The sequence below is a fragment of the Cohnella cellulosilytica genome, from assembly GCF_042431195.1.
Classification (GTDB): Bacteria; Bacillota; Bacilli; order Paenibacillales; family Paenibacillaceae; genus Cohnella; species Cohnella cellulosilytica.
In genome coordinates, this window is the sequence record NZ_JBHMDN010000008.1 from 259,314 (window position 1) to 280,396 (window position 21,083).

Below are 21,083 nucleotides of genomic sequence, written 5' to 3' on the forward strand. Positions count from 1 at the left end.
TAAACAATAAGCCAGATGGTTATTAAACCTTCTTTTTATGAGTGAGAAATAGACCCGGAATGAAGATGGCGACAAGAACAATGACTGAAACCAGGAAGCCTCCATGATAACCCTTAATGTCATTAATAATCTCGGGCTGCAGCCCCTGTGCGACGGTGGCGACCACGGTTGCGATAACGGCGGAACCGAAGCTTGAACCGATGTTTTCGATCATATTGATTCCGACCCCCGCCTCCGGAAGCTGTTTGTCGCCCAGTCCCAGATAAGCTTCGCTTGTCAGCGGAAGAATAATCCCGCCGAAGCTGGTGCCCCGGATGAACAAAATTATGGAAATCCAGATCATGCTCGTTTGAGCGGTGATAAAAATCAGCGGAATAGATCCGATCAGCGAAAGAGCCAGACTGACCATAACTACGTATTTCGCGCCGATTCGGTCAATCATTTTGCCGATCAACGGCCTGGTCACGAGCATTCCGATTCCTTGAGGAATTAAGGCAAGCGCCGCTTCGATAGCCGTAAAATGACGAAAGTTTTGGAAAAACAGCGGCAGGATCAGCATCGGCCCCATGATAGAGATGTTCGCCAAGAACAATCCAATGCTTGCCGTCGAGAAGCTCTTGTGCGTAAACAAAGTCACGGGCAGTACGGTTTGATTTTTCCTCATCCGATTATAGACGAGATAAACTGCGACCAAAACGAGACCGATGCCCACCCACAGTAAGGTTGCACGATTGGAAAATGAGGCATGATCCGCCGCCTGCGTAATGCCGTAAATCAGCGACGCGCTTATTAAGGATAAGTTGATAATGCCGAAAACATCGAGCTTGCTGTCCTTGTTGAACGGTTCAAAGTCGGGAATCTTCTTCATCATAAGCGGCGCGGCAATCAGAACGATAAAGACGTTGATGAAGAAAATCCAGTGCCATGACGCGCCATGAACGATGAAACCTCCGATTACGGGGCCCAGGATCGGTCCGAAGATCATCGGGGTGCTGACGATGGCCATCACTCTCCCCAAATTTTCTTGACCGGCCGTTTTCACCAACAGCGTCGACATAAGCGGCGTAATAATACCGGCGCTGAAGCCTTGCAGCAACCGGAAAAAGATAAAGCTCGAAATATTCCAGCTCACTCCCACGAACACCGAAATCACGCCAAAGGCAACGACCGCCCCGATGAAAACCTTCTTTCCGTTAAACTTGTTCATCAGCCATCCGGACACGGGAACCGCTATTGCCAGGGCCAGTACATAACCTGTGATCGACCATTGAATCGTATTTAACGAGGTGTCGAAATCCTGGGTCAGTTTGTCGATGGCGATGTTCACCATCGTCGAATCCAGCATGGGAGCAATGGCTCCCAGCGCAATCGCCCAGGCGGCCAGAAGGATTTCCTTCGGCAATCCAGGCTGCTTTACTTTTGCTGCTATCATCGCGTTCTCCTCTCAGAAGTCGTATTTTTGATTCCTTGGAAACATAACTTATCTTATCGCGACATTGTTTCCTTGTCAACAAAATTGAGATCGTAAAAAAACAGCCTGATCTCCGTAGAGCTCGGCTGCCAAGGTTCATTTTCACAATTCAATTCAAGTTCACTGGCGGTCTTCGGCAGGACTAACCCCCTGTCGCTTGATTTCTTCGTCCAAATGCCGGCTGTACTTTTCCATGAAACGAAGCATGCCGTCGAATTGTTCCTCGGTGACGTGCTCGAATACCGCTTTATCCCGCTCTCGGAACTCTTGGTGCAGCTCCTCATGGATTTGATAAACGGCTTTTCCCTGCTCGGTAAGCGCAAAATAGATCTCTTTTTTGTTATCCGGCTTCCGGTAGCTTTCGATCAGCCTCGTGCGGCTGGTGCAAGCCTCGGGTGCCGGCGCGATTCCTTCCTTGTCGCTCGTGTTGATCTCGCGATACGTGCCGATCGAGCGCCGCGGCAAAGCGATGGCCGCCATTATGTCGGCGGTCTCGCTCGGCCTTGGCCTCGGCCCGGTCGCGGGCGGCGCGGTCGTCGAATATTTGGGCTGGCACTACTTGTTCGTCGTCACCGCGATCACGCTGCTGCTCTTGCCTTTCTTCGCGGCGCTTATTCCCGCGGAGAAGGCGCGGAAAGGCTCCTTCGACCTTGCGGGGGCCCTCTTCGCCGCCATCGGGACGACCGGGCTGCTGCTCTTCCTGACCAGCTCGTCCTGGATCGCGCTTGCGGCCGGAGCGGCGGCGCTTCTGTTGTTCGTCGTCCGAATCAGGACGGCGGCCGAACCCTTCGTCGCTCCCTCGCTGTTCCGCAATCGCACCTACCTCATGCTTGGAGCGGTCGGTATCGCGGGCTACTTATGCAGCTTCGCGACGCTGTACCTGCTGCCCCAAATTCTCGTGCGCCATTACGAATTAAGCGCCATCGGAGCGGGACTGGTCATTTTCCCGGGATCGCTGCTTTCGCTGCTCGTCTCGAGAAAGGTCGGCAGCGTCATCGATCTGAAGGGCAACGACGCGATTATTCGTTATGCCCCCTTCGCCCTGCTGCTCTCGGTCATTCTGTTCGCTTTATTCGTCGGCGCTGGCTACGTCGCCCTGCTGTTCGCCTATATGATTCTCAGCGTCGGCTTCACGTTCCTGACGAGCAGCATTTCCAACGAGATGTCCCGAATCCTGGAGCCGAAGCAGATCGGCTCGGGCATGGGGCTGTTCCAGCTGCTGCAATTTTTCAGCGGGGCTTTCGGCGTGGCCGTAACGGCGAGCGCCCTCGGCTGGCAGAAGGCGTACACGCTGCCGCATGCCTTCGGCAATATCTACTGGGGATTAGCCGTCGTTGCCGCCGCCTCGATTCTATGCGGATTGACGTATCTCCGTTCCAGAAACCGGCAAGCGGCGGCGGCTTAACGTGATTTGGAGGTCGCGATGTTCTTCCCGGTCCTCTCGATCGCTTGACCGCGGTTCATCGAAACGGCAGCCATGATCAAGCTCAGTACCGCGGCGGCGCTCGCAAGCCAGGGATGATACCGGACCGAAGCGGCCGCCTCCGCGGCAAAGCCTCCGATCCCCGCCCCGGCGGCGACGCCAAGATGAAGGATCGACGTATTCAGGCCGAGCACGAGATTGGAGCGGTCGGGCGCTTGCCGGATGAAGTACGTCTGGGTCGCGGGAATGACGAGCGCCATCGAGAACATCCAGAGCAGCAGAACGGCCAGCGCCGGAACGGCTGCCCCTCCCAACGGGGGCAGCAGGGCCAGCGTTGCGGCCAGCGCCCCGAGGCCGCCCAGGAGCAGCCGCTTCGTGCCCCAGCGATCCGTCCATGCGCCTCCCGCTCGCGAGCCGATGACGCTGAACGCGCCCAACGCCAGCATCATGTATCCGAGCTCCGTCGTGTTCAGGCGAACGATGTTTTGCAGGTACGGCGTAACGTAGCTGTTCATCGTTGAGCTGCTCGTGCTGAAGAAGAAGGAGAAGGCGAATCCCGCCGCCAGCGTCGGCGACTTCAACACGGAGAACTGGCGGGTAAAAGGAATCGGAGCATCCCCTGCGACGGACGGAAAATATTTGGCGATAAGCAGCAGAACGCCCGCCGCCAGTAGGGCCAGACCCGCGACGATAATACGCCAGCTCCGCCAATCCGCCAGCGCGATGCCGAGCGGAATGCCGATCACCATCGAGACGCTGACCCCCAGCACCACCGTCCCGACCGCTCTGCCGATCTGCGAGGGCTCCGTCAACTTCGCGGCCGAACTGAACGCGACGACGGTGAAGACGCCCGATGCCAAGCCGACGATCGCCCTGGATATCAAGATTATGCCGAAGTCCGAGCTGAAGAACGTAATGAGGTTTCCGAGCGCGAACACGGCTAACGAATAGAGGAGCAGCGTTTTGCGTCCAATGCGCGACGTTAGCGCGACGACGATCGGCGTGCCGATCGCGAACGCCAGCGAAAACGCCGTAATCAACTGGCCCGCCAAGGCGATGGATACGCCCAGATCGTCCCCGATCGGCTTCAAAACCCCGCCGACGACCAACTCGGCCGTTCCCGCCACGAAAGCACCCGCCGCCAGCAGCAGTATGCCTGTATTTTTCATCGATAACACCCTTTCGATTGCTCGGTTTTGTCGACTAACGGATCCGTTAATTGACAGTATAGAGCCGGCGCTATCATAATGTAAGAAGGCAAATAAGTTTGATGTAATCCAATCTATTTGATCAACCAACAATTTGTAAGTGGGTGAGCGAATTTGTCCGATGAAGCTTTGGAACCCGCCAACTCCGCCGAAGTCTCCCCTCCTTTCCCGAGCATCTGCAACGCGTTGATGATTCTCGGCTCCAAGTGGGCGTTTCCCGTCTTGGCCGAATTGACCGCCGGTCCGCTCCGGTTCAAGCAGCTGCAGCGAAATACGAAGGTGATCAACACCCAGTCTTTGACCGACACGCTGCGCTTGCTGGAGAGAGCCGGCGTCGTGCATAGGGAAGTGTTCCCTACCGTTCCGGTCACGGTGGAATACTCGCTTACGGAGAGCGGCAACGATTTTCGCGCCGTATTGGGAGAAATGGATCGATGGGCTACCAAATGGGGCGGCAGATTAAAGCAGGTCTAGAAAAAATGGCGGCGCAGGATCTCTGCACCGCCATTTCCTGATGGATTCGTTGACTCAGAACAGCGTCTGAAGAGCTTCCGCCTTAAACGGCTGCAGCTCGTCGAACCGGCCGTCGCGGACCTTCGCCGCCCACGACGGATCGGCCAGCAGCGAGCGGCCGACGGCGACGAGATCGAACTCCTCGCGCTCCAGTCGCTCCAGCAGCCCGCCGATCTCCGTTACATTCGAGCTTTGACCGCGGAACGCTCCGTTGAATTCGCCGTCCAGGCCGACCGAGCCGACCGTGATCGTCGGCTTGCCGGTCAGCTTCTTCACCCATCCGGCCAAGTTCAAGTCCGATCCCGCGAACTCCGGCTCCCAGAAGCGGCGCGTCGAGCAGTGGAAAATATCGACCCCGGCTTCGACAAGCGGCGTCAGAAACTGCCGCAGCTCCTCCGGCGTCTTGGCCAGCTTGGCCTCGTAAAACCCGGACTTCCATTGGGAAATACGCAGAATGATCGGAAAATCTTCGCCTACCGCGCTTCTGCATGCTTTAACGATATCGGCCGCGAACTTCGTGCGGGAGACGAGATCGCCGCCGTACAAGTCGTCGCGGAGGTTCGTCTGCTCCCAGAAAAACTGGTCGATCAAATAGCCGTGCGCGCCGTGCAGCTCGATGCCGTCGAACCCGATGCGCTTGGCTTCCGCAGCCGCTCGTCCGAACGCCTCCACGATCGATTCGATCTCTTCGACCGACAACGGCTCGTTGATTTTCTGCCCGTCGAGCCCCAGACCGGAAGGGCCGACCGACGGCGCTTCGGGATTCGGCAGAGATCCGTTCGGGCGCGTCATGCCGACATGCCAGAGCTGCGGCACGATTTTGCCGCCGGCTTCGTGCACCCCGGCGACGACCCGGGCCCAGCCTTCCAGCGGCGCTTCGCCGTGGAACGACGGAACGCTGGGATTGCCCGTCCCGGCCGGATGGTCGATAATCGTGCCTTCGGTGACGATCAACCCCACCCCGTTTTCCGCCCTGCGCCGGTAATAAGCCGCCACATCCGCTCCGGGCACTCCATTCGGCGAATGAGCCCGGGTCATCGGGGCCATGACGACCCGATTGGACAATTGCAGCTTTTCCGACGCGAAAGGCTTAAACAACGCTTCTGCCGCCTGCGTCAGCGGACCATCGACTTTTTTACTCATTCCACTACCTCCAATTTACTTAATCTGTATATATATAAATATAGATATACACCAAAACGGGAATAACGCGCCTAAAGACGATCTTGAAGCTGTGCGATAAACTGCCTGATGCCGTCTTCGTCGCGCCGATAATACGTCCATTGACAGTGCCGCCTGGATTCCAGCAGCCCGGCCCGCTGCATTTTCACAAGGTAGCCCGATATGACCGATTGAGCGAGTCCGGATTTGTCCGCGATTGCCCCTACGCATATCCCTCCCTGGAAATCGCAGTCCGCGGGCATATGGCTTTGCGGGCCGAAATGCCGTTCAGGCTCTTTCAACCACTCCAATATGCGAATTCTCGTCTCGTTCGAAAGCGCCTTGATGATCGATAAAGTATCCATGAGCTTAGTATATCTATTTTTCTAGAAATGTAAATCTATTTGACGCATGCCTTGGACGGGCGTAGGCAGTCCCGCGTCGGCCAAGGCCTCTCTCGCGACAAGCGCACCGTCCGCAAGCTCACCTTACAGGGCCTCGACGATATCGCCCGCGAGCAGCGAGCCGATCGAGCTGCGGCCCGCCGCGGCCAGGTCGCCGGCCGCGCCGTGCCAGTAAACCCCGACCGCGGCGGCTTTCTCGGCTTCGAACCCCTGGGCCAGCAAGCTGCCGACGATCCCCGCGAGCACGTCGCCCGCGCCGCCGGTCGCCATGCCGGCATTGCCCGTCGTATTCACCCAGGCGGTCCCGTTCGGCGAAGCGACGACGGTGCGCGCGCCTTTCAGCACGACGTGCAGCCCGTATCGCGCCGCAAGCCCCCGAGCCGCGCCGAGACGATCCCGCTCGATCTCGGCAACGGATTCGCCGCACAGCCTCGCCATCTCTCCCGGATGCGGCGTGACGATCGTCTCCGCCTTGCGCGGCCCCCACACCGCGAATTCGCCGGAAGCGATCGCTTCGGCAACCATATTCAGCGCATCCGCGTCCAGAACAAGCGGCGCATCCACGCCGTGCCACAGCTTGTGCAGCCACTGCGTGTCCCCCGGCCAGCGGCCCAGGCCCGGTCCCGCGACGACGGCCTGCTTGCCCGCCGCCTTCGCGGCCACCTCCCCGGCGCTCGTTCCGCGCCATTCCCCGAGCCCGGCGTCGGCCGCACCGAAGAGCATCGCCTCGGGAACGCTTCCCGTCAGCGAGGCGGCCATGGCCTCCGGAACCGCCCAGGTGACCAGACCGCAGCCGGCCCGCAGAGCCGCCCGGGTGCACAGCAATCCGGCGCCGCTCATGCCGCGCGAGCCCGCCACGATCAGCGCATGGCCGTACGTGCCTTTGTGCGAGTTCGCCTTTCGGGCAAGCGGCAGCGTCACGTCGAAGCGGTCTCTCAGCGATGCCTTGGCGAGCACGAAAGTACGCACATTCTCCGAGCGGACCGCCGCCTCCGGAATGCCGATCGCGCGGACGACTACCTCCCCCGCGGCGTCCGCTCCGGGATAGGCCAGCAAGCCGATCTTCGGCAGAGCCAGCGCCACCGTGACGCTGGCCCGGATGCACGGCTCCGCCACAGCTCCCGTATCGGAGTCGAGCCCGCTCGGCACGTCGATCGCCACGATCGGCCGCTTGCTGCCGTTCGCCTCACGGATCAACGAAGCCATCGGCTCGCGCGGCGCCCCCGAGGTTCCCGTGCCCAGCAGCGCGTCGACGATACCGTCCCAGCGCTCCCAATCGATCGCTCCGGGGGAGTACGCTTCCTGCGCCAGCCCGATGCGCAGCGCGATGTCGCGCTGCAGCGCCGCTTCTCCGGTCAGCGTGTCCGGCGGAACCGCATAAACGATACGCACCTCGTAACCGCGGTCGGCCAGGTGCCGCGCACAGACGAGACCGTCGCCGCCGTTGTTTCCTTTGCCGGCCAGCACAAGCCATCTCGGCGGTCGGCCGCCGGGTGCGGCCGTCTTCGCTTGCCGCTTCTCCACTTCGTCGGCCACGGCCCTTCCCGCATTCTCCATCAGCGCCATTGCAGGAATTCCGATTGTCTCGATCGCGTACCGATCGATTCTGCGCATCTCCTCCGCCGTAACCAGGTACATTCGGGCGCCTCCTTCTCCTCAGTCGCAATCTGTATCCGTCCAGCAAGTATTTTATTGCATTAAATATTTTTCAACCCTGTCCGTCAGCCATCCGTTCTCTCCGTTCAGCCGAATCAAATTGCGCGCTGCCGAAGCCGTCTGCTCCTTCAACACCGCAACGCCGTCCACGCCGTCGAAATATCGGTTCAGGAAGTGCAGAAACACGTCGAGCGTCCGCAGCCGGATCAAGCCCGGAATCGCCTCCGCTTCTTCCCGGCTGAGCCGCAGCCGTCTGCCCGCGCCGCGCAGGAACGCTTCGATCGTGTACGCTCCGCTGTCCGCGCCCAGAAAACCGGATAGGACAACGGCGATTTCCATCGCCCGAAGATCCCGGGTGCAAAACTCGAAATCGAGCACGGCCCCGATCCGTCCGCTCTTATCCGCAGATACAAGGCAGTTCGAGAAATTGATATCTCCGTGAATCAGTTGGTGCGGCAGCTGGCGGAAGCGGGGCGCATACGCCCGGAATCCGTCCAGTTCCTCTGCGATCAACCGCAGCGCGGACGCTTCCTCCTCCAGCCCCGCGGGCGGTTCCGCGCAGAAGCTCGCCACCTTGTCCGGCGTGCACCAAGGGTATGAGGCTTCCATCTCGTAATAGGGAGCGTAAGCGGGAGCATCGAGCAGCTCCAACGCGGCCAGCGCATGTACAAGCTCTCGGGTCGTTTCTCCCAAGCTTTCCGCGGCTCCGACCGCTCCCTCCTCGGGACGATCTCCGTCGATATAGGCGAACAAACAGGCCAGCCTTCCGGTGCCATCCTCCAGCCGAACGATCGTGCTCCCGTCTTCGCACGCCGCCGGCTTAGGCACCCGGAAGGAAAGGTTAACCTCATTAAGTTTCTCCAGCAAGCGATGCTCGAAGCGGATTTTCTCCTCGTCCTTATGCGTCTCGTAAATTCTCAGCACCCATCTGCGTCCGTCCGCGCGCACGAATCGCGTCGTATTGTTCCAGCCCGAGTGCCCCTGCTCGATTTCCCAACGTCCTTCCGGAAAATAACGGTGCAAAATTGCGTCGAATGACAAGCCTTTTCCTACTTTCCTGCGTTTTCATAATGAGCCTTAGCGGCGGGCTTCCCCGATTGACGAGCAGCCCGCTCTCTTTTCCGCCCGGTCTCGCTCCGTTCAGCCCGTTCCGCTCTTTACCGCTTCGCGATGACTCCGCACCGCCCGTTCCGGTTCGTCCCGGCTCACTGCACTCGGATTGCACGTTACGATTCATTCCGCCGCGTCCGAGGCTCCGCTTGAAGGCTCGTGCAGCAGCGGCGAGTACATCATCAGCGCATGGTTTTCGGCGATCGCTTCCTCCGTCAGCCATTCCCCGTCGGCCGTATAGACGTCGCGGTACAGCTCGTTGTTCCGGACATAGCCGCCCCAAGGCTCCAGCGTGATGCGGTGATTCCTCTCCCGCACCTCGTAACGGTAGCGCGAAGGCTGTTCCGCATGCCATGCTCCGTACAAATACTCGTCATCCATTCTTAAGCGAAGCTGGTAGACCGACGAAGTGCGATTCGTAATCCGCAAATCCAAATAATTATAAGAGCACGTGGCGCCGCTCCCGAACGGCTGGGTCCGCGATGCGTCGGGAAACACGTCGTAGCTGTGCCGATGCCGCTCGGTCACGGTCAGCTCCGTATGCAGCGTCATCCAGTAAATGAGGTTGGACAGCTGGCACAGCCCCCCGGCCAGCCCCGTCCGCACCTGGCCGCAGAACAGCACCATTCCGTCCACGTAACCTTTGCGCCGCGTCGGTTTGCCGATCGAACGCCAATAGGACAGCGTCTCTCCCGGATGCAGCAGCAGCCCGTCCAGTCGAGGCACCGCCGCTTTCAAGTTTACAACCTTGTTGATCTGCAGCCGCATGTCGGCGTTGGCGAGCTTCCGCATGAGCGGGGTTCGGTGCTGCGCGGCGACGCACGGCAGCGGCTCCGCGCTTCTCCTGTTCGCGAATCTGACCCCTCCGAACATCCATTCCGCATACCGGCGCGTCACATAAACCCACTTGCCGACCTTAAGCCTGAGCGGCGAACGCGCAACCGGCCGAAGCTCCAAATTCATAACTTACTCCCCCCACCTCGTCACCGATTAACGGTCCGGCAGACCGTTAATCCACCATTTCCCCACGTTGCCGCCACTTAACGGTCCCACAGACCGTTAATCCACCATTCTCCCACGTTTGCCGCCACTTAACGGTCCCACAGACCGTTAATCCACCATTCTCCCACGTTTACCGCCACTTAACGGTCCCGCAGACCGTTAATCCACCATTCCACCACGTTTGCCGCCACTTAACGGTCCCACAGGCCGTTAATTCCGCCCCGCCGCTTGTTTCCAGTCGGATTTCAGCAGTCCCATCTGCACAATGTCGCAGTACCTTCCGTTCCGGTACAGGCGCTCGCGCAGCCGGCCTTCCTCCACGAATCCGCAGCTCGCGTAACAACGGATGGCCCGCTCGTTAAAGTCGTACACCTCCAGCTCGAGCCGGTTCAGGTTCAGCTCGCGGAACGCGAAGTCGGCCAGCAGCTTCATCGCTTCTGTGCCGAAGCCGCGTCCCATCTGCTCCGTCGATCCGATGACGATGCCGATTTTGCCGACGCGGTTTTTCCAGTCGATCGAGTCCAGGTTCACCTGCCCGATATACGCCTCCGTGGCGAGATCGGCGATCACGAAACCTCGCGCGTCCGAGTCGCCCTCCAGCATCGCTTCCAGATAAGCTTCCGTAGCTTCCTGCGCATGGGGGTACAGAAAAATGTCGGACAGCTGGCGGACGATCTCCGGATCGTTCACCCACTGCCGAATCCACGGCAGATCGTCCCTGCGGTATTCCCGCAGCATCACGCTCGTCCCCGGCAATCGCGGCACGCTCAGCCCTCCCCGTCGCTCGCATCGTCCAGCAGAATGCCCTGGTCGATCGATTTCTGCAAAATTTCCCCCGCAAACGTCCACAACGTCTCCGAAGCCTGCCGAACGGGCTCCAGCCGCTTCAGCACCTGCGAGCGCACGATTCGGTTTTCGCGCCAGCTTACGCCGCCGGTATAATAGTTATGGACCACCGGCTGCAGCCGGTCGAGCGCCGAAGCGTACTTCGCCTCCGCGGTCTCTTCCTCCTCGAACTCCCGCCACAGCGCCATCCATTCCTCCCGCTGATCGTCCGGCAGCAGGCCGAAGAGCCTGTCCGCCGCCGCTTTTTCGCGTTCCTCCTTGTCCTCGTAGCCCTGCGTATCGTAAGCGAACGTATCGCCCGCGTCGATCTCCACCAGATCGTGCAGCAGCAGCATACGGATGACGCGGTTCAGCTCCAGCGACGAATCGTCGGCATGCTCCAGCATCAACAGCGACCACAGGGCGACGTGCCAGCTATGCTCGGCCGAATTTTCACGGCGGCTCTTGTCGATTAAGTACGTTTTGCGAAGCACCGATTTCAGTTTGTCGATTTCCACCAGAAAAGCAAGCTGCGAGCTCAGACGGTCGCTGCCGGCCCATAGGTTCTTGGTCATTCGTTTTCCCTCCGCTCTCTATGGCCTCATTGTACCATGGACGCCGGCGCGGTTCCTATCCGTCGATGTTCATATTCAGTTCATATTCGGGGCGCAAAATAAAGCCGAAGGCCGAACGCCATGCGTCGCATGAAAAGTGGAATTTCGGCCGGATTAAGCGGATAATGGAAGAAAATCTTGCGGCGAAATTACATTGTCCGGTAAGGAGGCGTTGTCCATGACCCGAATACTCGTCGTCGACGACGATCCGCACATTCGCGAATTGGTCGAGGTGTTCCTCGTGCAGGAAGGCTTCGAGGTCGTTGCCGCGGCGGACGGCATGCATGCGCTTGAGCTGCTGGAGTGCTCTCCGGTCGACCTGGTCGTTCTGGATATTATGATGCCGCGCATGGACGGCTGGGAGCTGTGCAAGGAGCTGCGCGAGCATTACGATATGCCGCTGCTCATGCTGACCGCCAAAGCAGAAACGACGCAGAAAGTCAAAGGCTTTCAGCTCGGGACGGACGACTATATGGTCAAGCCGTTCGAGCCCGTCGAGCTCGTCGTGCGGGTGAAAGCGCTGCTTAAGCGCTACCGGATTTCGATCTCCCAGAACGTCACGGTCGGCAATGTCGTATTGAACCGGCAGACCTATACGCTGCAAGTCGGCGATCAATCGCTTACGCTTCCGCTCAAGGAGTTCGAGCTGCTGTTCAAGCTGGCCAGCTATCCGGGCAAAACCTTTTCCAGGGAGCAGCTGATCGAGCAAATCTGGGGCTTCGATTACGAAGGAGACGAGCGGACGGTGGACGTCCATATCAAGAGGCTGCGCGAGAAATTCCCCGACGGTCAGTACGGCTTTCGCATCGCGACAATCCGCGGTCTGGGCTATCGCCTGGAGACTGCGCCATGAGGGGCGGCGGACGCCGGACGCGAGGCCGGCCGGAATTCACGGGGCGAAGATGGAGCCCTTGGCTGAAAACCTACCGCGAGAACAGGGAGCACCGACGGCGGATGGATGAGCTTCACAAACCGTTCAAACCGCCGCGCAAATTGATCTTCCTGTTACTTCTGCTTCTTCACCTATCCCTTGCGGCCGGATGGATGCTCTCATACTGGCTCACGCATTTGATCTACCGGACCTGGTTTCCGCAATACGCCAATACGCTGCTGCGCGACTTTCTGACCGTCGAATTGACGCTTGTCGTCATTTTTGTCGGGGTCAACCTGTTCCGGGTCCTGGTCGCGCCCGTGCGCCGCCAGATGGAGTGGTTCATGCAGCTGATCGGCGCGATGAAGCAGCTGGCCACAGGGGATTTCAACATTAATCTGGAGCCGAACTCGCGCTTTACGGGGCAGTTCACCCCGCTCGTCACGAGCTTTAACGAGATGGCCTCCGAGCTGAGGCAGATGGAGCAGATGCGGCAGGAGTTCATCTCCAACGTGTCTCACGAATTTCAGTCTCCGCTAACCTCGATTGCCGGTTTTGCGAGAGCGATGAAGAACGACCAGGTGGACTCCGACACGCGCAAGCATTATTTGGACATTATCGAAATCGAGAGCAAGCGGCTTTCCCGGTTAAGCGACAACCTGCTCAAGCTGACGTCGCTCGAATCCAACCGCCACCCGTTCGAGAAAAAAGCGTATCGGCTGGACCGCCAGCTTCGTCACCTCATCCTGTCCTGCGAGCCGCTGTGGCTGGCGAAAAACATCGAGATGGACGTCGACTTGCCGGAGTGCGACGTCACCGCGGACGAAGACTTGATGAGCCAGGTATGGATCAATCTGCTGCACAACGGCATCAAGTTCGCGCCCGAAGGCGGAACGATCGGCATCCGTCTGTCGCTGCTCAACGACCGGGTCCGCGTGCTGATCTCCGATAACGGACCGGGCATTTCCGAGGCCGCTCTCCCTCATATTTTCGAACGGTTCTACAAGGAGGACAAAGCGCGGACGCGTTCCAGCGGCGGCAGCGGTCTGGGGCTGTCGATCGTCAAAAAAATCGTCGAGATGCACGGAGGGACCGCGTACGCTTACAACCGTTCTCCCTCCGGCGCCGTCTTCGCCATCGAACTGCCGTTCTCCTAGGGCGTGTATGCAAACCCGCTCAGGGGCATCTTTCACCGCCTTTTCGCCCCCTGCTGCGACCCTTTGACGTACCCCCGGTACGCCTTCGCAAAAGTTCCTTGCATGGAACGAAAATTCGGCATAATCTGCTATCCTCGGAGGTTGCATACACGCCCTAACCAATCCGCTGAAAACGTTAAAAAACAGGCTTCCGGCGATTATCCCGGAAGCCTGTTAAGCATATAACGAAGGAACAGAGCCTGGAGCTCGCGCGGAGAGCGCGTTCTCGTCTTGGCCGTCATGCAGGCCAGCCGGGTCGCCAGCACTTCCGGCTCCTCTTTCGTGTACAGAGCAATCTCCTCGTCTGACATTCCGTATAAGAGACACAGCTTGAGCATTGTCCTCTCGCCCGCCGTAAAGCCGTATCGCTCGCCGAACTCCTCGCACAATCGGACGGAACGGGCGTCGTCCGTTGTCACGACCTCCCAATCCGTCATCATGATCGTCACGATATCGAATCTCCTCTCGCAGCAGCAAGTTAGGTCTGTCGAAATTGTTTTCCATTAGCTATGATAGAATCAATGTATTAGAAGATTTAGGCAGGATGTATTTGTTTTGTATGAAATTGTCTAATAAATTTCCAACGTTATCCTTAACAGGGGGTATTCGGCTTGTTCCAGTCGCTTCGCTTCAAAATCGTCGCCGTCCTCGTTATCCTTAATTCGGTCTCGTTCCTTGCGATAAGCCTCATCAATTACGGGACCTTCAATAAACGGATGGACGATCAGCTGATCCGCCACAGTCTCTCCAGCCTGAACAGCACCGCCGTCCATTTAAGCGAGCTGCTTTCTCTTCATCTGAAGGAAGCCGAACGGATCAGCCGCTCCGTTCCGCTGCGCTTGCAGACGGCGGAAGAGCGCCTGGCCTACCTGCGAAGCGCGTCGCCGCAGATCGATCTTCCGATTCGGCAGATCGGCTTTGCGTCCCTGTGGGGCAGCATGACGCTGGCGAACGGAGAGACGTTCCGGGTGAGCGGCATTCCCGCGTACGACTCCGCGCTGCAAGGCAGCGGCGCCTACGCGGCAATGATGCTGGATTCGACCGGTTACCCCGTGCTCTGGCAGATGGTTCCGTATTACGGCCTGGACAATCGGCTGACAGGGGTCATCGGCTTCGCACTCGACGCTCCCGCACTGTTATCCGGGCAGCTGGACGCGCATTCCGACGACTACCGGGACAGCTCGATGATTCTGATCGATCGCGAGACGAACCTGCTTTATTATAAGGACACTTCCCTCATCCTCAAGCGGAATTATTTGACGGACGAGCCCGCCGTCGCCGACTTCGCGAAGCGGCTCCAGAACAGCGACCAGGGCTACGGAGAGTCGATGCTGTTCGGCCGCGTGCTGAAAATGTTCTACGTGAAAGTTCCGAATACGGATTGGTATGCGGTCTACTCGGTGTCCAAGCAGGAATTCGAAGCGCCGCTGCGCCGCTCCCTATGGCTGAACGTCGCCCTGATCGCCGCTACGGTGCTCGTGCTGGGGCTGTTTATGTACGGCGTGATCCAGCGCTCGATTCTCGGCCGGTTAAAACAGGTCGTCGCCGTCACGCAGAGAGTGGCGGCGGGAAATTTCTACCCGCGTCCGCTCGCGGTCGAAAGCCGCGACGAAATGGGCGTGCTGGCGGATTCCGTCAACGGCATGATCGACAATCTGCAGGAGCTTTTCGAGCCTTATCAAGCGTTTATTCGGCATAATCAATATGCGATGATCGTCACGGATGCCCATTTCGTCATCACCTCCTTTAATCAACGCGCGACGGACATGCTCGGCTACAGGCCGCACGAAGTCGTCGGAAGAAAATCGCTGCTCCTCTGGCACGATCCCGCCCAGCTGCAGGAACGGGCGGCCTACTATTCGGACAAGCTGCAAAGCCGCGTGGATCCGGACGAATCCGTCCTGTTCCTGCCGCCGCGCAAAGGGTTTCTGCCCAATTGGGAATGGACGTGGGTCAGCCGGATCGGCCTGCGCTTTCCCGTGTCCTTGAACACCAGCGTCATCCGCCATCCGGACGGAACGCCCAAAGGGTACGTGCTTATCGCCAGAGACGTCAGCGAGATCAAGCAGGCGGTCGCCACGAACACGAGGCTGTTCGCCATTATGGACAGCGCGCACGACATGATCGCCTCCTTCGACAAGCGCGGTCAAATCTTCTACTTGAACAAAGCGGGCCTCGCCCTGCTCGATATCGAGTCGTTAAGCGAGAGCAACCGGCACCTCAACAAGTATATGTCCATTCCGATGACCGTCCGTTTCGCCGAAGGGCTGTCCGAGGCGCGGACGCACGGCTATTGGCAGGACGAGATCGACTTCACGACCGCCAAGGGGCTTATTCAGAGAACCTCCATTACCGTCGTGGCCCATCAAGCCCATGACGATAAGGAAATCTACTATTCCACGATCGTGCGGGACATTTCCCAGCTGAAGGAAATCCAGTCGCAACTGCTGAGCGCCAAGGAAGAGGCCGATCGCGCCAACGAAGCGAAAAGCTCGTTCCTGGCAAGAATGAGCCATGAGATTCGCACGCCCTTGAACGGAATTATCGGCCTCACCCACCTGCTCCAGCGCTTGGAGCTTACGGAGCTGCAGGCCAGCTATCTCGATCAAATCTCGGTCTCCTCGGACAACCTGCTTCGGCTGCTGAACGATATTCTCGATTACTCGAAGCTCGAGGCGGACAAGCTGACGATCGAGAACGTGCCGTTCGAGCCGGAGGAGCTGCTGCACAAGCTGAGCGGCTTGTTCGCCGTGCTGATCGGCCCGAAGCCGGTCGATTTCATTATCCGCTCCGATTCCCGCATTCCCGACTGGCTGATCGGCGATCCTACCCGGCTAAAGCAAATTCTGCTCAATCTGGGCAGCAATGCGATCAAGTTTACGAATATCGGCTTGATCGAGCTGTCCGTAACGGCCGGCGAAGTCGACGACCGCTCCGCCAGACTGAAATTTTCCGTTAAGGATACCGGCATCGGCATGACCGAGGATCAGCGCAAGCGGCTGTTCAAGCCGTTCGTGCAGGCCGACGAGAAGACGAGCCGCAAGTACGGGGGAACGGGACTCGGGCTGGTCATCTCCCATACGCTCGTGGAACGGATGGGCGGCGCTCTCTCCGTTGCGAGCCAGTATCAGGTCGGCAGCGAATTTTCCTTCGAGCTCTCGTTCTCCGTCTGCGCGGACCGTCCGTCGGCCGACCATCCGCAATTCCCGGGCTTGAAGCTGCTCGTCCTGGAGGACGAGAACCGGGTAGCGGAGCATTGGCGCGTTCTGCTCACGTCGCTCGAATGCGAGACGGTGGCCTTATCCTCGTGGAGACAGGCCCAAGCGCTGATGAAGGAATCGCGCTGGGACGCGATCGTCATCGACCTGGAATGCGGCGACATGCACGGAGAGGAGACGTGGACGGCATGGAAAACGGAGCTGGACGCCGCCGGCGTGAAGGCGATCGCCTCTACGACCCTGTCCGGCCGCGACGCCCTGTACCGGCTTGCGGACGCCTATCGCCCGGAGGCCGTGCTGGTCAAGCCCTCCACCCCGCTGCAGGTTCGCCAGGCGCTGCTCGTCATCACCAGCTCTTCCCCCCGAACGGCGGGACCGCTTCCTTCTCCGTCGGCGGAAGCTGCGGCCGCCCTGGAGACGAATGCGGCAGGCTCCGCGGACGTTTGCCCGCGAATTTGGGTGGTCGACGACCAAGAAATCAACCGGATCGTCATCCAGCAGCTCCTCGGCTCGCAAGGTTATACGACGTTCATGCTGGAGAGCGGAACGGAAGCCGTCGCGCGGATCGAATCGGGGGAAGCCGGGGTCGATCTCATTTTGATGGATTTGCATATGCCCGACATGGACGGAATCGAGGCGACGGTCCGAATCCGCAAGCGGTTCGGCCAAGAGCGGCTGCCGATCGTCGCCGTTACGGCCGACGCGACACCCGAGATGCATGCGCGCTGCCGCGAGGCGGGCATGAACGCGATCGTGACCAAACCGATCGAGCCCGTCGTCCTGTATGCCTGCATCCGCCAATGGCTGCCGAGCCTTGGCCCCGCCCCCGCAGCGCCGGCGCCTGCCGAAGCCGAATCCGAGGCCGGGGCCGCCGCGAGCTGGCCCAACTTTCCGGAGCTGCAAGCGGCGGCCGCCCTGCAGCGAATTGGCGGCAAGGCGCATCTGTACGTCAAGCTGCTGGAGAAATTCGTCGCGCAATACGCCGATTTCCGGCATCGGCTGGAGCAGCTTCTGGAGTCGGGCGAGACGAACGACGCGATCCGGCTCTCGCATTCGCTGAGCGGCTCCGCGGGGCACCTGGGAGCCGCGGCGATTCAGGAAGCGGCGGCGGCGCTGGAGCGCTCGCTTCGCAGCGACGAACGGGTTCCGGAAGCGCTGGAGCGACTCTATCGGTCTCTTGAAGCCGGAATGAACGCCATTCATCGTCTGCTGGAGTCGAAAAGAAGTTAGACGTATGTCAAAGCGCGTTATATAATAGACATGCAAAGGCAAATGTTAGCAAAATATGAGCAATTCTAACACTTTACTAAAAGGGTGTGACTGACTTGACGTTGACGAGAGTGCTTGTCGTTGAAGACGATCCTATCATCGGAGAGATGCTCACCCTCTATTTGACCGAAGAAAGCTTCGAAGTGAAACGCGTAGAGACCGCCCGGGACGGCAAACGCGCGCTCGATGCGTTTCAGCCGGATATATTGCTTCTGGACTTGATGCTCCCCGATGCCAACGGAACCGAGCTGTGCGCGGAGTTCCGGCAGCTGTCGGCGATTCCCATCATCGTCATCTCCATGAAGCCGTCCGTTACCGCCCGAATCCAGGCGATCAGCAACGGAGCGGACGATTTTCTCGTTAAACCGTTCAGCATGCAGGAGCTGAAGGTGCGCATGGAAGCCGTGCTTCGCCGGACCCAAAGCCTGAACCGGAGCGTCCAGCCGGCCGCCGTTGCCCACGGCCGCGATTCGAACGCCGATTCGCCCTCCCCTGCCGACGGCTTGACGATGGACCTGGTGCGACGCACGATCGTTCTCGACGGCGAGCATATCGAGACGACGTTTTCCGAATACGAGATTATGAAGCTGTTCTACCAGCATCCGAACCGCGTTTTCAGCCGGGAAGAATTGATTAACGCCGTCAGGGGCATCGATTCCTTCATCAACGACCGGGCCATCGACGTTCACGTGACCAATCTGAGACGCAAGCTGGAGAAAAACCCGAAGGAACCCCAATACATCAAAACGGTATGGGGCGTCGGCTACAAATTCATGAACCCTTAAGCCGTTCGCTTCCTGCCCCGCATAACGATCGACAACCTCCTCATCTCTTCCGTCTGACGGTCGACCGGGAGGTTTTTTTCATTCCCGCTTTTCCCCCGCGAACGGATATCGGCCGGCCGCCGCCCAGGCGGAGTTTTTTTGCGATTCGACAAGTCCTTAATACTTTTCCCGTAATTTCCCTAATGATTAGCGTTCAAAATGAAAGGGGTTTCTCGGCAAGATTTTCGAGTTGGGCTCGCCGAGACGGCAAACGCCGTTTAAGCAAGGGAGAGATCACCGTTGACGGACTGGCTTAACCTGATCGGATTGACCATACCTGTCGCTGTCGTCGTCCTCGCTCTGGCGATCGGCATGCGTTTATACCCGCCAAGGCGGCGCCGGGGCGAGCGGATCGACCACGACCGCGAGGTTGCCCGGCAGGCCCGGCATGCTAGCCCGCCGCCGGCTTATCCGCCCCTTGAAGAGCTGGCGACGCAAGCGCGGCGGCGCGCGATGATCGAGCGCTTCGTTCGCACCGCTCTGCAGGAAGGCCAATTGTACATTCATTATCAGCCGCAATATGAAGTCCGTTCGGGGAGATTAAGAGGCTTCGAGGCGTTCGTCCGCTGGGAGCATCCGGAGCTGGGGTACGTGGAGCCCGGAGAATTCATTCCGATCGCCGAGAAGGTCCAAGCGATGCCGAGGATCGGCGAATGGGTCTTTCGGGAGGCCTGCTCGACTTTGCGGCAGGTCGCCCCTGCCCCGTCCATTTTGACGTTATCCGTCAACCTGTCCGCGATTCAATTGCTGGATTCCGGATTTTCCAAAATCGTGCAGAAGGTTCTGGCCGATACCGGAATAGCCCCGCATCGTCTGGAATTCGAGATCGCGGAGCGGGAGCTTGCCGGTTTGTTCGAGCAGGCGGAGCGGTCTATGAAGCGGCTCCGGGCGATCGGCGTCCGATTGGCGCTCGACGATTGCGGCTTAAACGTGGCCTCGTTGTCCCGCCTGCGCAAGCTGTCCGTCCAGACCGTCAAGTTTGCCAACGTGCCGCTGGGAGAAGCCTCCGAGGATGCCGATCGCAAGCCGAGCGAGTCCTTGCTCGAAGCGATCCGCCACCTGCAATGCGAGATCGTCGCCATGAGATTGGAGACGTACGAACAGCTTGCCTTCTGCAAGAAAAACAACTGCCAGTTTGTCCAAGGCAACCTGCTCTGCCCGCCGGTAGTCGGGGAGCGGCTGCCCGAGCTGATCGCCGCGGCGCGGAACGTTCCCGGCAGTCCGGTCCCGCCCCCTCCCGTCTGACGGCCGGCCGCGTTACCCCGCGATTTCCCGCAGGGCCCCGAGGAGCGCGTCCATCTCTTCGTCGGTGCCGATGCTGACGCGCAAATACCGGTCGATTCTCGGCTTGTTGAAGTAGCGGACGAGAATGCCCCGTTCCTTTAAGGCGGCGAACAGCTCCTCGGCCGCTTTCACGGGATGCGTAACGAAGACGAAATTCGCCAGCGAATCGATCACCTCGAAGCCCAGCTCCCGGAGCGCCGCGGTCGTTCTCTCCCGCGTGGCGACGACTTTGCGGTTCGTCTCCGCGAAATACTCCCGGTCTTCGATCGCGGCGATCGCGCCGGCAAGCGCCAGCCTGTCCAGCGTATAGGAATTAAAGGAGTTTTTGATCCGGTTCAGCCCTTCGATCAGCTCCGGATGCCCGAGCGCCATGCCGACCCGCAGACCGGCCAACGACCGCGACTTCGACAGCGTCTGCACGACCAGCAAATTCGGATATTCTGCGATCAGCGGAACGACCGACTCCCCGCCGAAATCGATATAAGCCTCGTCCACGATCACGACCCGATCCTTGTTCGTCTCGAGAATTTCCTTAATGCCATTAACGATTAAAAAGCGCGCCGTCGGCGCGTTCGGATTCGGCACAATCACGCCGCCGTTCGGGATGGCATACGTCTGCGGATCGATCCGGAACTGCTCGTCCGTCGGCACGGTAATGTAGGGAATGCCGTACAGCCGTGCATATACCGGATAAAAAGAATAGGTAATATCCGGGAACAGGATCGGCTGCCGCGCCGAGAAAAACGCCGGAAAAGCGAAGGCCAATATTTCGTCCGAGCCGTTGCCGACGAAGACGTGCTCCTTCGTCACGCCGTAGTAGGCGGCGATCGTTCGGCACAGGGCGTCGCAGGTCGGGTCGGGATACAGGCGCAAATCCGCGCCTGCCGCCTCCCTGATCGCCTCAAGCGCTTTCGGCGACGGCGGATAAGGGTTCTCGTTCGTGTTCAGCTTGATATAAGTCCGGTCTTTCGGCTGTTCTCCCGGTACGTAAGGCTCCAAGGAAGCCGTCAATTCGCTCCAGTATGTACTCAACG

Annotated in this window: 18 protein-coding genes and 1 pseudogene; 7 read left to right on the forward strand and 12 right to left on the reverse strand. The window is 59.3% G+C overall.

Going from position 1 to position 21,083, the window contains the following annotated elements; genetic code table 11:
* Positions 1 to 22: 22 nt before the first annotated feature.
* Positions 23 to 1,432: an MDR family MFS transporter gene (locus ACFFT4_RS06005; protein WP_378045899.1), complete on the reverse strand. Its 1,410-nt coding sequence runs from the start codon at positions 1,430 to 1,432 to the stop codon at positions 23 to 25.
* Between the two features lie 159 nt (positions 1,433 to 1,591).
* A pseudogene (locus ACFFT4_RS06010) lies at positions 1,592 to 1,840 on the reverse strand (winged helix DNA-binding protein); the annotation flags it as partial.
* A 55-nt stretch (positions 1,841 to 1,895) separates the two neighbouring features.
* On the opposite strand from ACFFT4_RS06010, the gene ACFFT4_RS06015 reads away from it, so the two are divergent.
* A complete protein-coding gene (locus ACFFT4_RS06015; RefSeq protein ID WP_378045952.1) occupies positions 1,896 to 2,876 on the forward strand; it encodes an MFS transporter in 981 nt (326 codons plus the stop codon).
* On the opposite strand, the gene ACFFT4_RS06020 is transcribed toward ACFFT4_RS06015, so the two are convergent.
* Positions 2,873 to 4,063 (reverse strand): MFS transporter, encoded by a 1,191-nt coding sequence (locus tag ACFFT4_RS06020; RefSeq protein ID WP_378045900.1) that lies wholly within the window; start codon positions 4,061 to 4,063, stop codon positions 2,873 to 2,875. The two genes, ACFFT4_RS06015 and ACFFT4_RS06020, sit on opposite strands and share 4 nt — an antisense overlap.
* 228 nt (positions 4,064 to 4,291) lie before the next feature.
* Here ACFFT4_RS06020 and ACFFT4_RS06025 point away from each other — a divergent pair, with 228 nt between their 5' ends.
* Positions 4,292 to 4,576, forward strand: a complete 285-nt coding sequence (locus tag ACFFT4_RS06025; protein ID WP_378045953.1) for a winged helix-turn-helix transcriptional regulator — start codon at positions 4,292 to 4,294, stop codon at positions 4,574 to 4,576.
* Between the two features lie 54 nt (positions 4,577 to 4,630).
* On the opposite strand, the gene ACFFT4_RS06030 is transcribed toward ACFFT4_RS06025, so the two are convergent.
* The 7 genes from ACFFT4_RS06030 to ACFFT4_RS06060 form a co-directional block, all read right to left on the reverse strand.
* Positions 4,631 to 5,758, reverse strand: a complete 1,128-nt coding sequence (locus ACFFT4_RS06030; protein WP_378045901.1) for an NADH:flavin oxidoreductase — start codon at positions 5,756 to 5,758, stop codon at positions 4,631 to 4,633.
* A gap of 71 nt (positions 5,759 to 5,829) precedes the next feature.
* Positions 5,830 to 6,141 (reverse strand): ArsR/SmtB family transcription factor, encoded by a 312-nt coding sequence (locus ACFFT4_RS06035; protein ID WP_378045903.1) that lies wholly within the window; start codon positions 6,139 to 6,141, stop codon positions 5,830 to 5,832.
* 123 nt (positions 6,142 to 6,264) lie between these two features.
* A complete protein-coding gene (locus tag ACFFT4_RS06040; RefSeq protein ID WP_378045904.1) occupies positions 6,265 to 7,818 on the reverse strand; it encodes an NAD(P)H-hydrate dehydratase in 1,554 nt (517 codons plus the stop codon).
* A 51-nt stretch (positions 7,819 to 7,869) separates the two neighbouring features.
* A complete protein-coding gene (locus ACFFT4_RS06045; protein WP_378045906.1) occupies positions 7,870 to 8,877 on the reverse strand; it encodes a phosphotransferase in 1,008 nt (335 codons plus the stop codon).
* A 192-nt stretch (positions 8,878 to 9,069) separates the two neighbouring features.
* Positions 9,070 to 9,909 carry a VanW family protein gene (locus ACFFT4_RS06050; protein WP_378045908.1) on the reverse strand — a complete coding sequence of 280 codons (840 nt, stop codon included), beginning with the start codon at positions 9,907 to 9,909 and terminating at the stop codon, positions 9,070 to 9,072.
* 249 nt (positions 9,910 to 10,158) lie between these two features.
* On the reverse strand, positions 10,159 to 10,713 hold the full coding sequence (locus ACFFT4_RS06055; RefSeq protein WP_378045909.1) for a GNAT family N-acetyltransferase: 555 nt from the start codon (positions 10,711 to 10,713) through the stop codon (positions 10,159 to 10,161).
* A gap of 2 nt (positions 10,714 to 10,715) precedes the next feature.
* The gene (locus tag ACFFT4_RS06060; RefSeq protein WP_378045911.1) at positions 10,716 to 11,348 is read right to left on the reverse strand and encodes an HD domain-containing protein; all 633 of its coding nucleotides are present in this window, start codon (positions 11,346 to 11,348) and stop codon (positions 10,716 to 10,718) included.
* Between the two features lie 217 nt (positions 11,349 to 11,565).
* Between ACFFT4_RS06060 and ACFFT4_RS06065 the strand changes: the two genes are divergently transcribed.
* Together ACFFT4_RS06065 and ACFFT4_RS06070 are read left to right on the forward strand one after the other, a co-directional pair.
* Positions 11,566 to 12,240, forward strand: coding sequence for a response regulator transcription factor (locus tag ACFFT4_RS06065; protein ID WP_378045913.1), 675 nt, complete (start codon positions 11,566 to 11,568; stop codon positions 12,238 to 12,240).
* A complete protein-coding gene (locus ACFFT4_RS06070) occupies positions 12,237 to 13,415 on the forward strand; it encodes a sensor histidine kinase (RefSeq protein ID WP_378045915.1) in 1,179 nt (392 codons plus the stop codon). The genes ACFFT4_RS06065 and ACFFT4_RS06070 overlap by 4 nt, the downstream gene beginning before the upstream one ends.
* Before the next feature lie 197 nt (positions 13,416 to 13,612).
* Here ACFFT4_RS06070 and ACFFT4_RS06075 read toward each other — a convergent pair whose 3' ends face one another.
* Complete coding sequence (locus ACFFT4_RS06075) at positions 13,613 to 13,903, reverse strand: hypothetical protein (protein WP_378045916.1); 291 nt, start codon at positions 13,901 to 13,903, stop codon at positions 13,613 to 13,615.
* Positions 13,904 to 14,065: 162 nt separating this feature from the next.
* Between ACFFT4_RS06075 and ACFFT4_RS06080 the strand changes: the two genes are divergently transcribed.
* The 3 genes from ACFFT4_RS06080 to ACFFT4_RS06090 all read left to right on the forward strand — a co-directional run bounded on the left by ACFFT4_RS06080 (position 14,066) and on the right by ACFFT4_RS06090 (position 20,010).
* Positions 14,066 to 17,902, forward strand: a complete 3,837-nt coding sequence (locus ACFFT4_RS06080; protein ID WP_378045918.1) for a response regulator — start codon at positions 14,066 to 14,068, stop codon at positions 17,900 to 17,902.
* A gap of 101 nt (positions 17,903 to 18,003) precedes the next feature.
* Positions 18,004 to 18,726, forward strand: a complete 723-nt coding sequence (locus ACFFT4_RS06085; protein WP_378045955.1) for a response regulator transcription factor — start codon at positions 18,004 to 18,006, stop codon at positions 18,724 to 18,726.
* A 279-nt stretch (positions 18,727 to 19,005) separates the two neighbouring features.
* The gene (locus tag ACFFT4_RS06090) at positions 19,006 to 20,010 is read left to right on the forward strand and encodes an EAL domain-containing protein (RefSeq protein WP_378045919.1); all 1,005 of its coding nucleotides are present in this window, start codon (positions 19,006 to 19,008) and stop codon (positions 20,008 to 20,010) included.
* A gap of 12 nt (positions 20,011 to 20,022) precedes the next feature.
* On the opposite strand, the gene hisC is transcribed toward ACFFT4_RS06090, so the two are convergent.
* On the reverse strand, positions 20,023 to 21,081 hold the full coding sequence (gene hisC / locus ACFFT4_RS06095) for a histidinol-phosphate transaminase (RefSeq protein ID WP_378045921.1): 1,059 nt from the start codon (positions 21,079 to 21,081) through the stop codon (positions 20,023 to 20,025).
* Positions 21,082 to 21,083: the final 2 nt, after the last annotated feature.

Bases quoted from the DNA above. Each gene is read 5' to 3' on its own strand.
- ACFFT4_RS06005 (WP_378045899.1), bottom strand. From the start codon at position 1,432: ATGATAGCAGCAAAAGTAAAGCAGCCTGGATTGCCGAAGGAAATCCTT.
- ACFFT4_RS06020 (WP_378045900.1), bottom strand. From the start codon at position 4,063: ATGAAAAATACAGGCATACTGCTGCTGGCGGCGGGTGCTTTCGTGGCG.
- ACFFT4_RS06025 (WP_378045953.1), top strand. From the start codon at position 4,292: ATGATTCTCGGCTCCAAGTGGGCGTTTCCCGTCTTGGCCGAATTGACC.
- ACFFT4_RS06030 (WP_378045901.1), bottom strand. From the start codon at position 5,758: ATGAGTAAAAAAGTCGATGGTCCGCTGACGCAGGCGGCAGAAGCGTTG.
- ACFFT4_RS06035 (WP_378045903.1), bottom strand. From the start codon at position 6,141: ATGGATACTTTATCGATCATCAAGGCGCTTTCGAACGAGACGAGAATT.
- ACFFT4_RS06040 (WP_378045904.1), bottom strand. From the start codon at position 7,818: ATGTACCTGGTTACGGCGGAGGAGATGCGCAGAATCGATCGGTACGCG.
- ACFFT4_RS06050 (WP_378045908.1), bottom strand. From the start codon at position 9,909: ATGAATTTGGAGCTTCGGCCGGTTGCGCGTTCGCCGCTCAGGCTTAAG.
- ACFFT4_RS06060 (WP_378045911.1), bottom strand. From the start codon at position 11,348: ATGACCAAGAACCTATGGGCCGGCAGCGACCGTCTGAGCTCGCAGCTT.
- ACFFT4_RS06065 (WP_378045913.1), top strand. From the start codon at position 11,566: ATGACCCGAATACTCGTCGTCGACGACGATCCGCACATTCGCGAATTG.
- ACFFT4_RS06070 (WP_378045915.1), top strand. From the start codon at position 12,237: ATGAGGGGCGGCGGACGCCGGACGCGAGGCCGGCCGGAATTCACGGGG.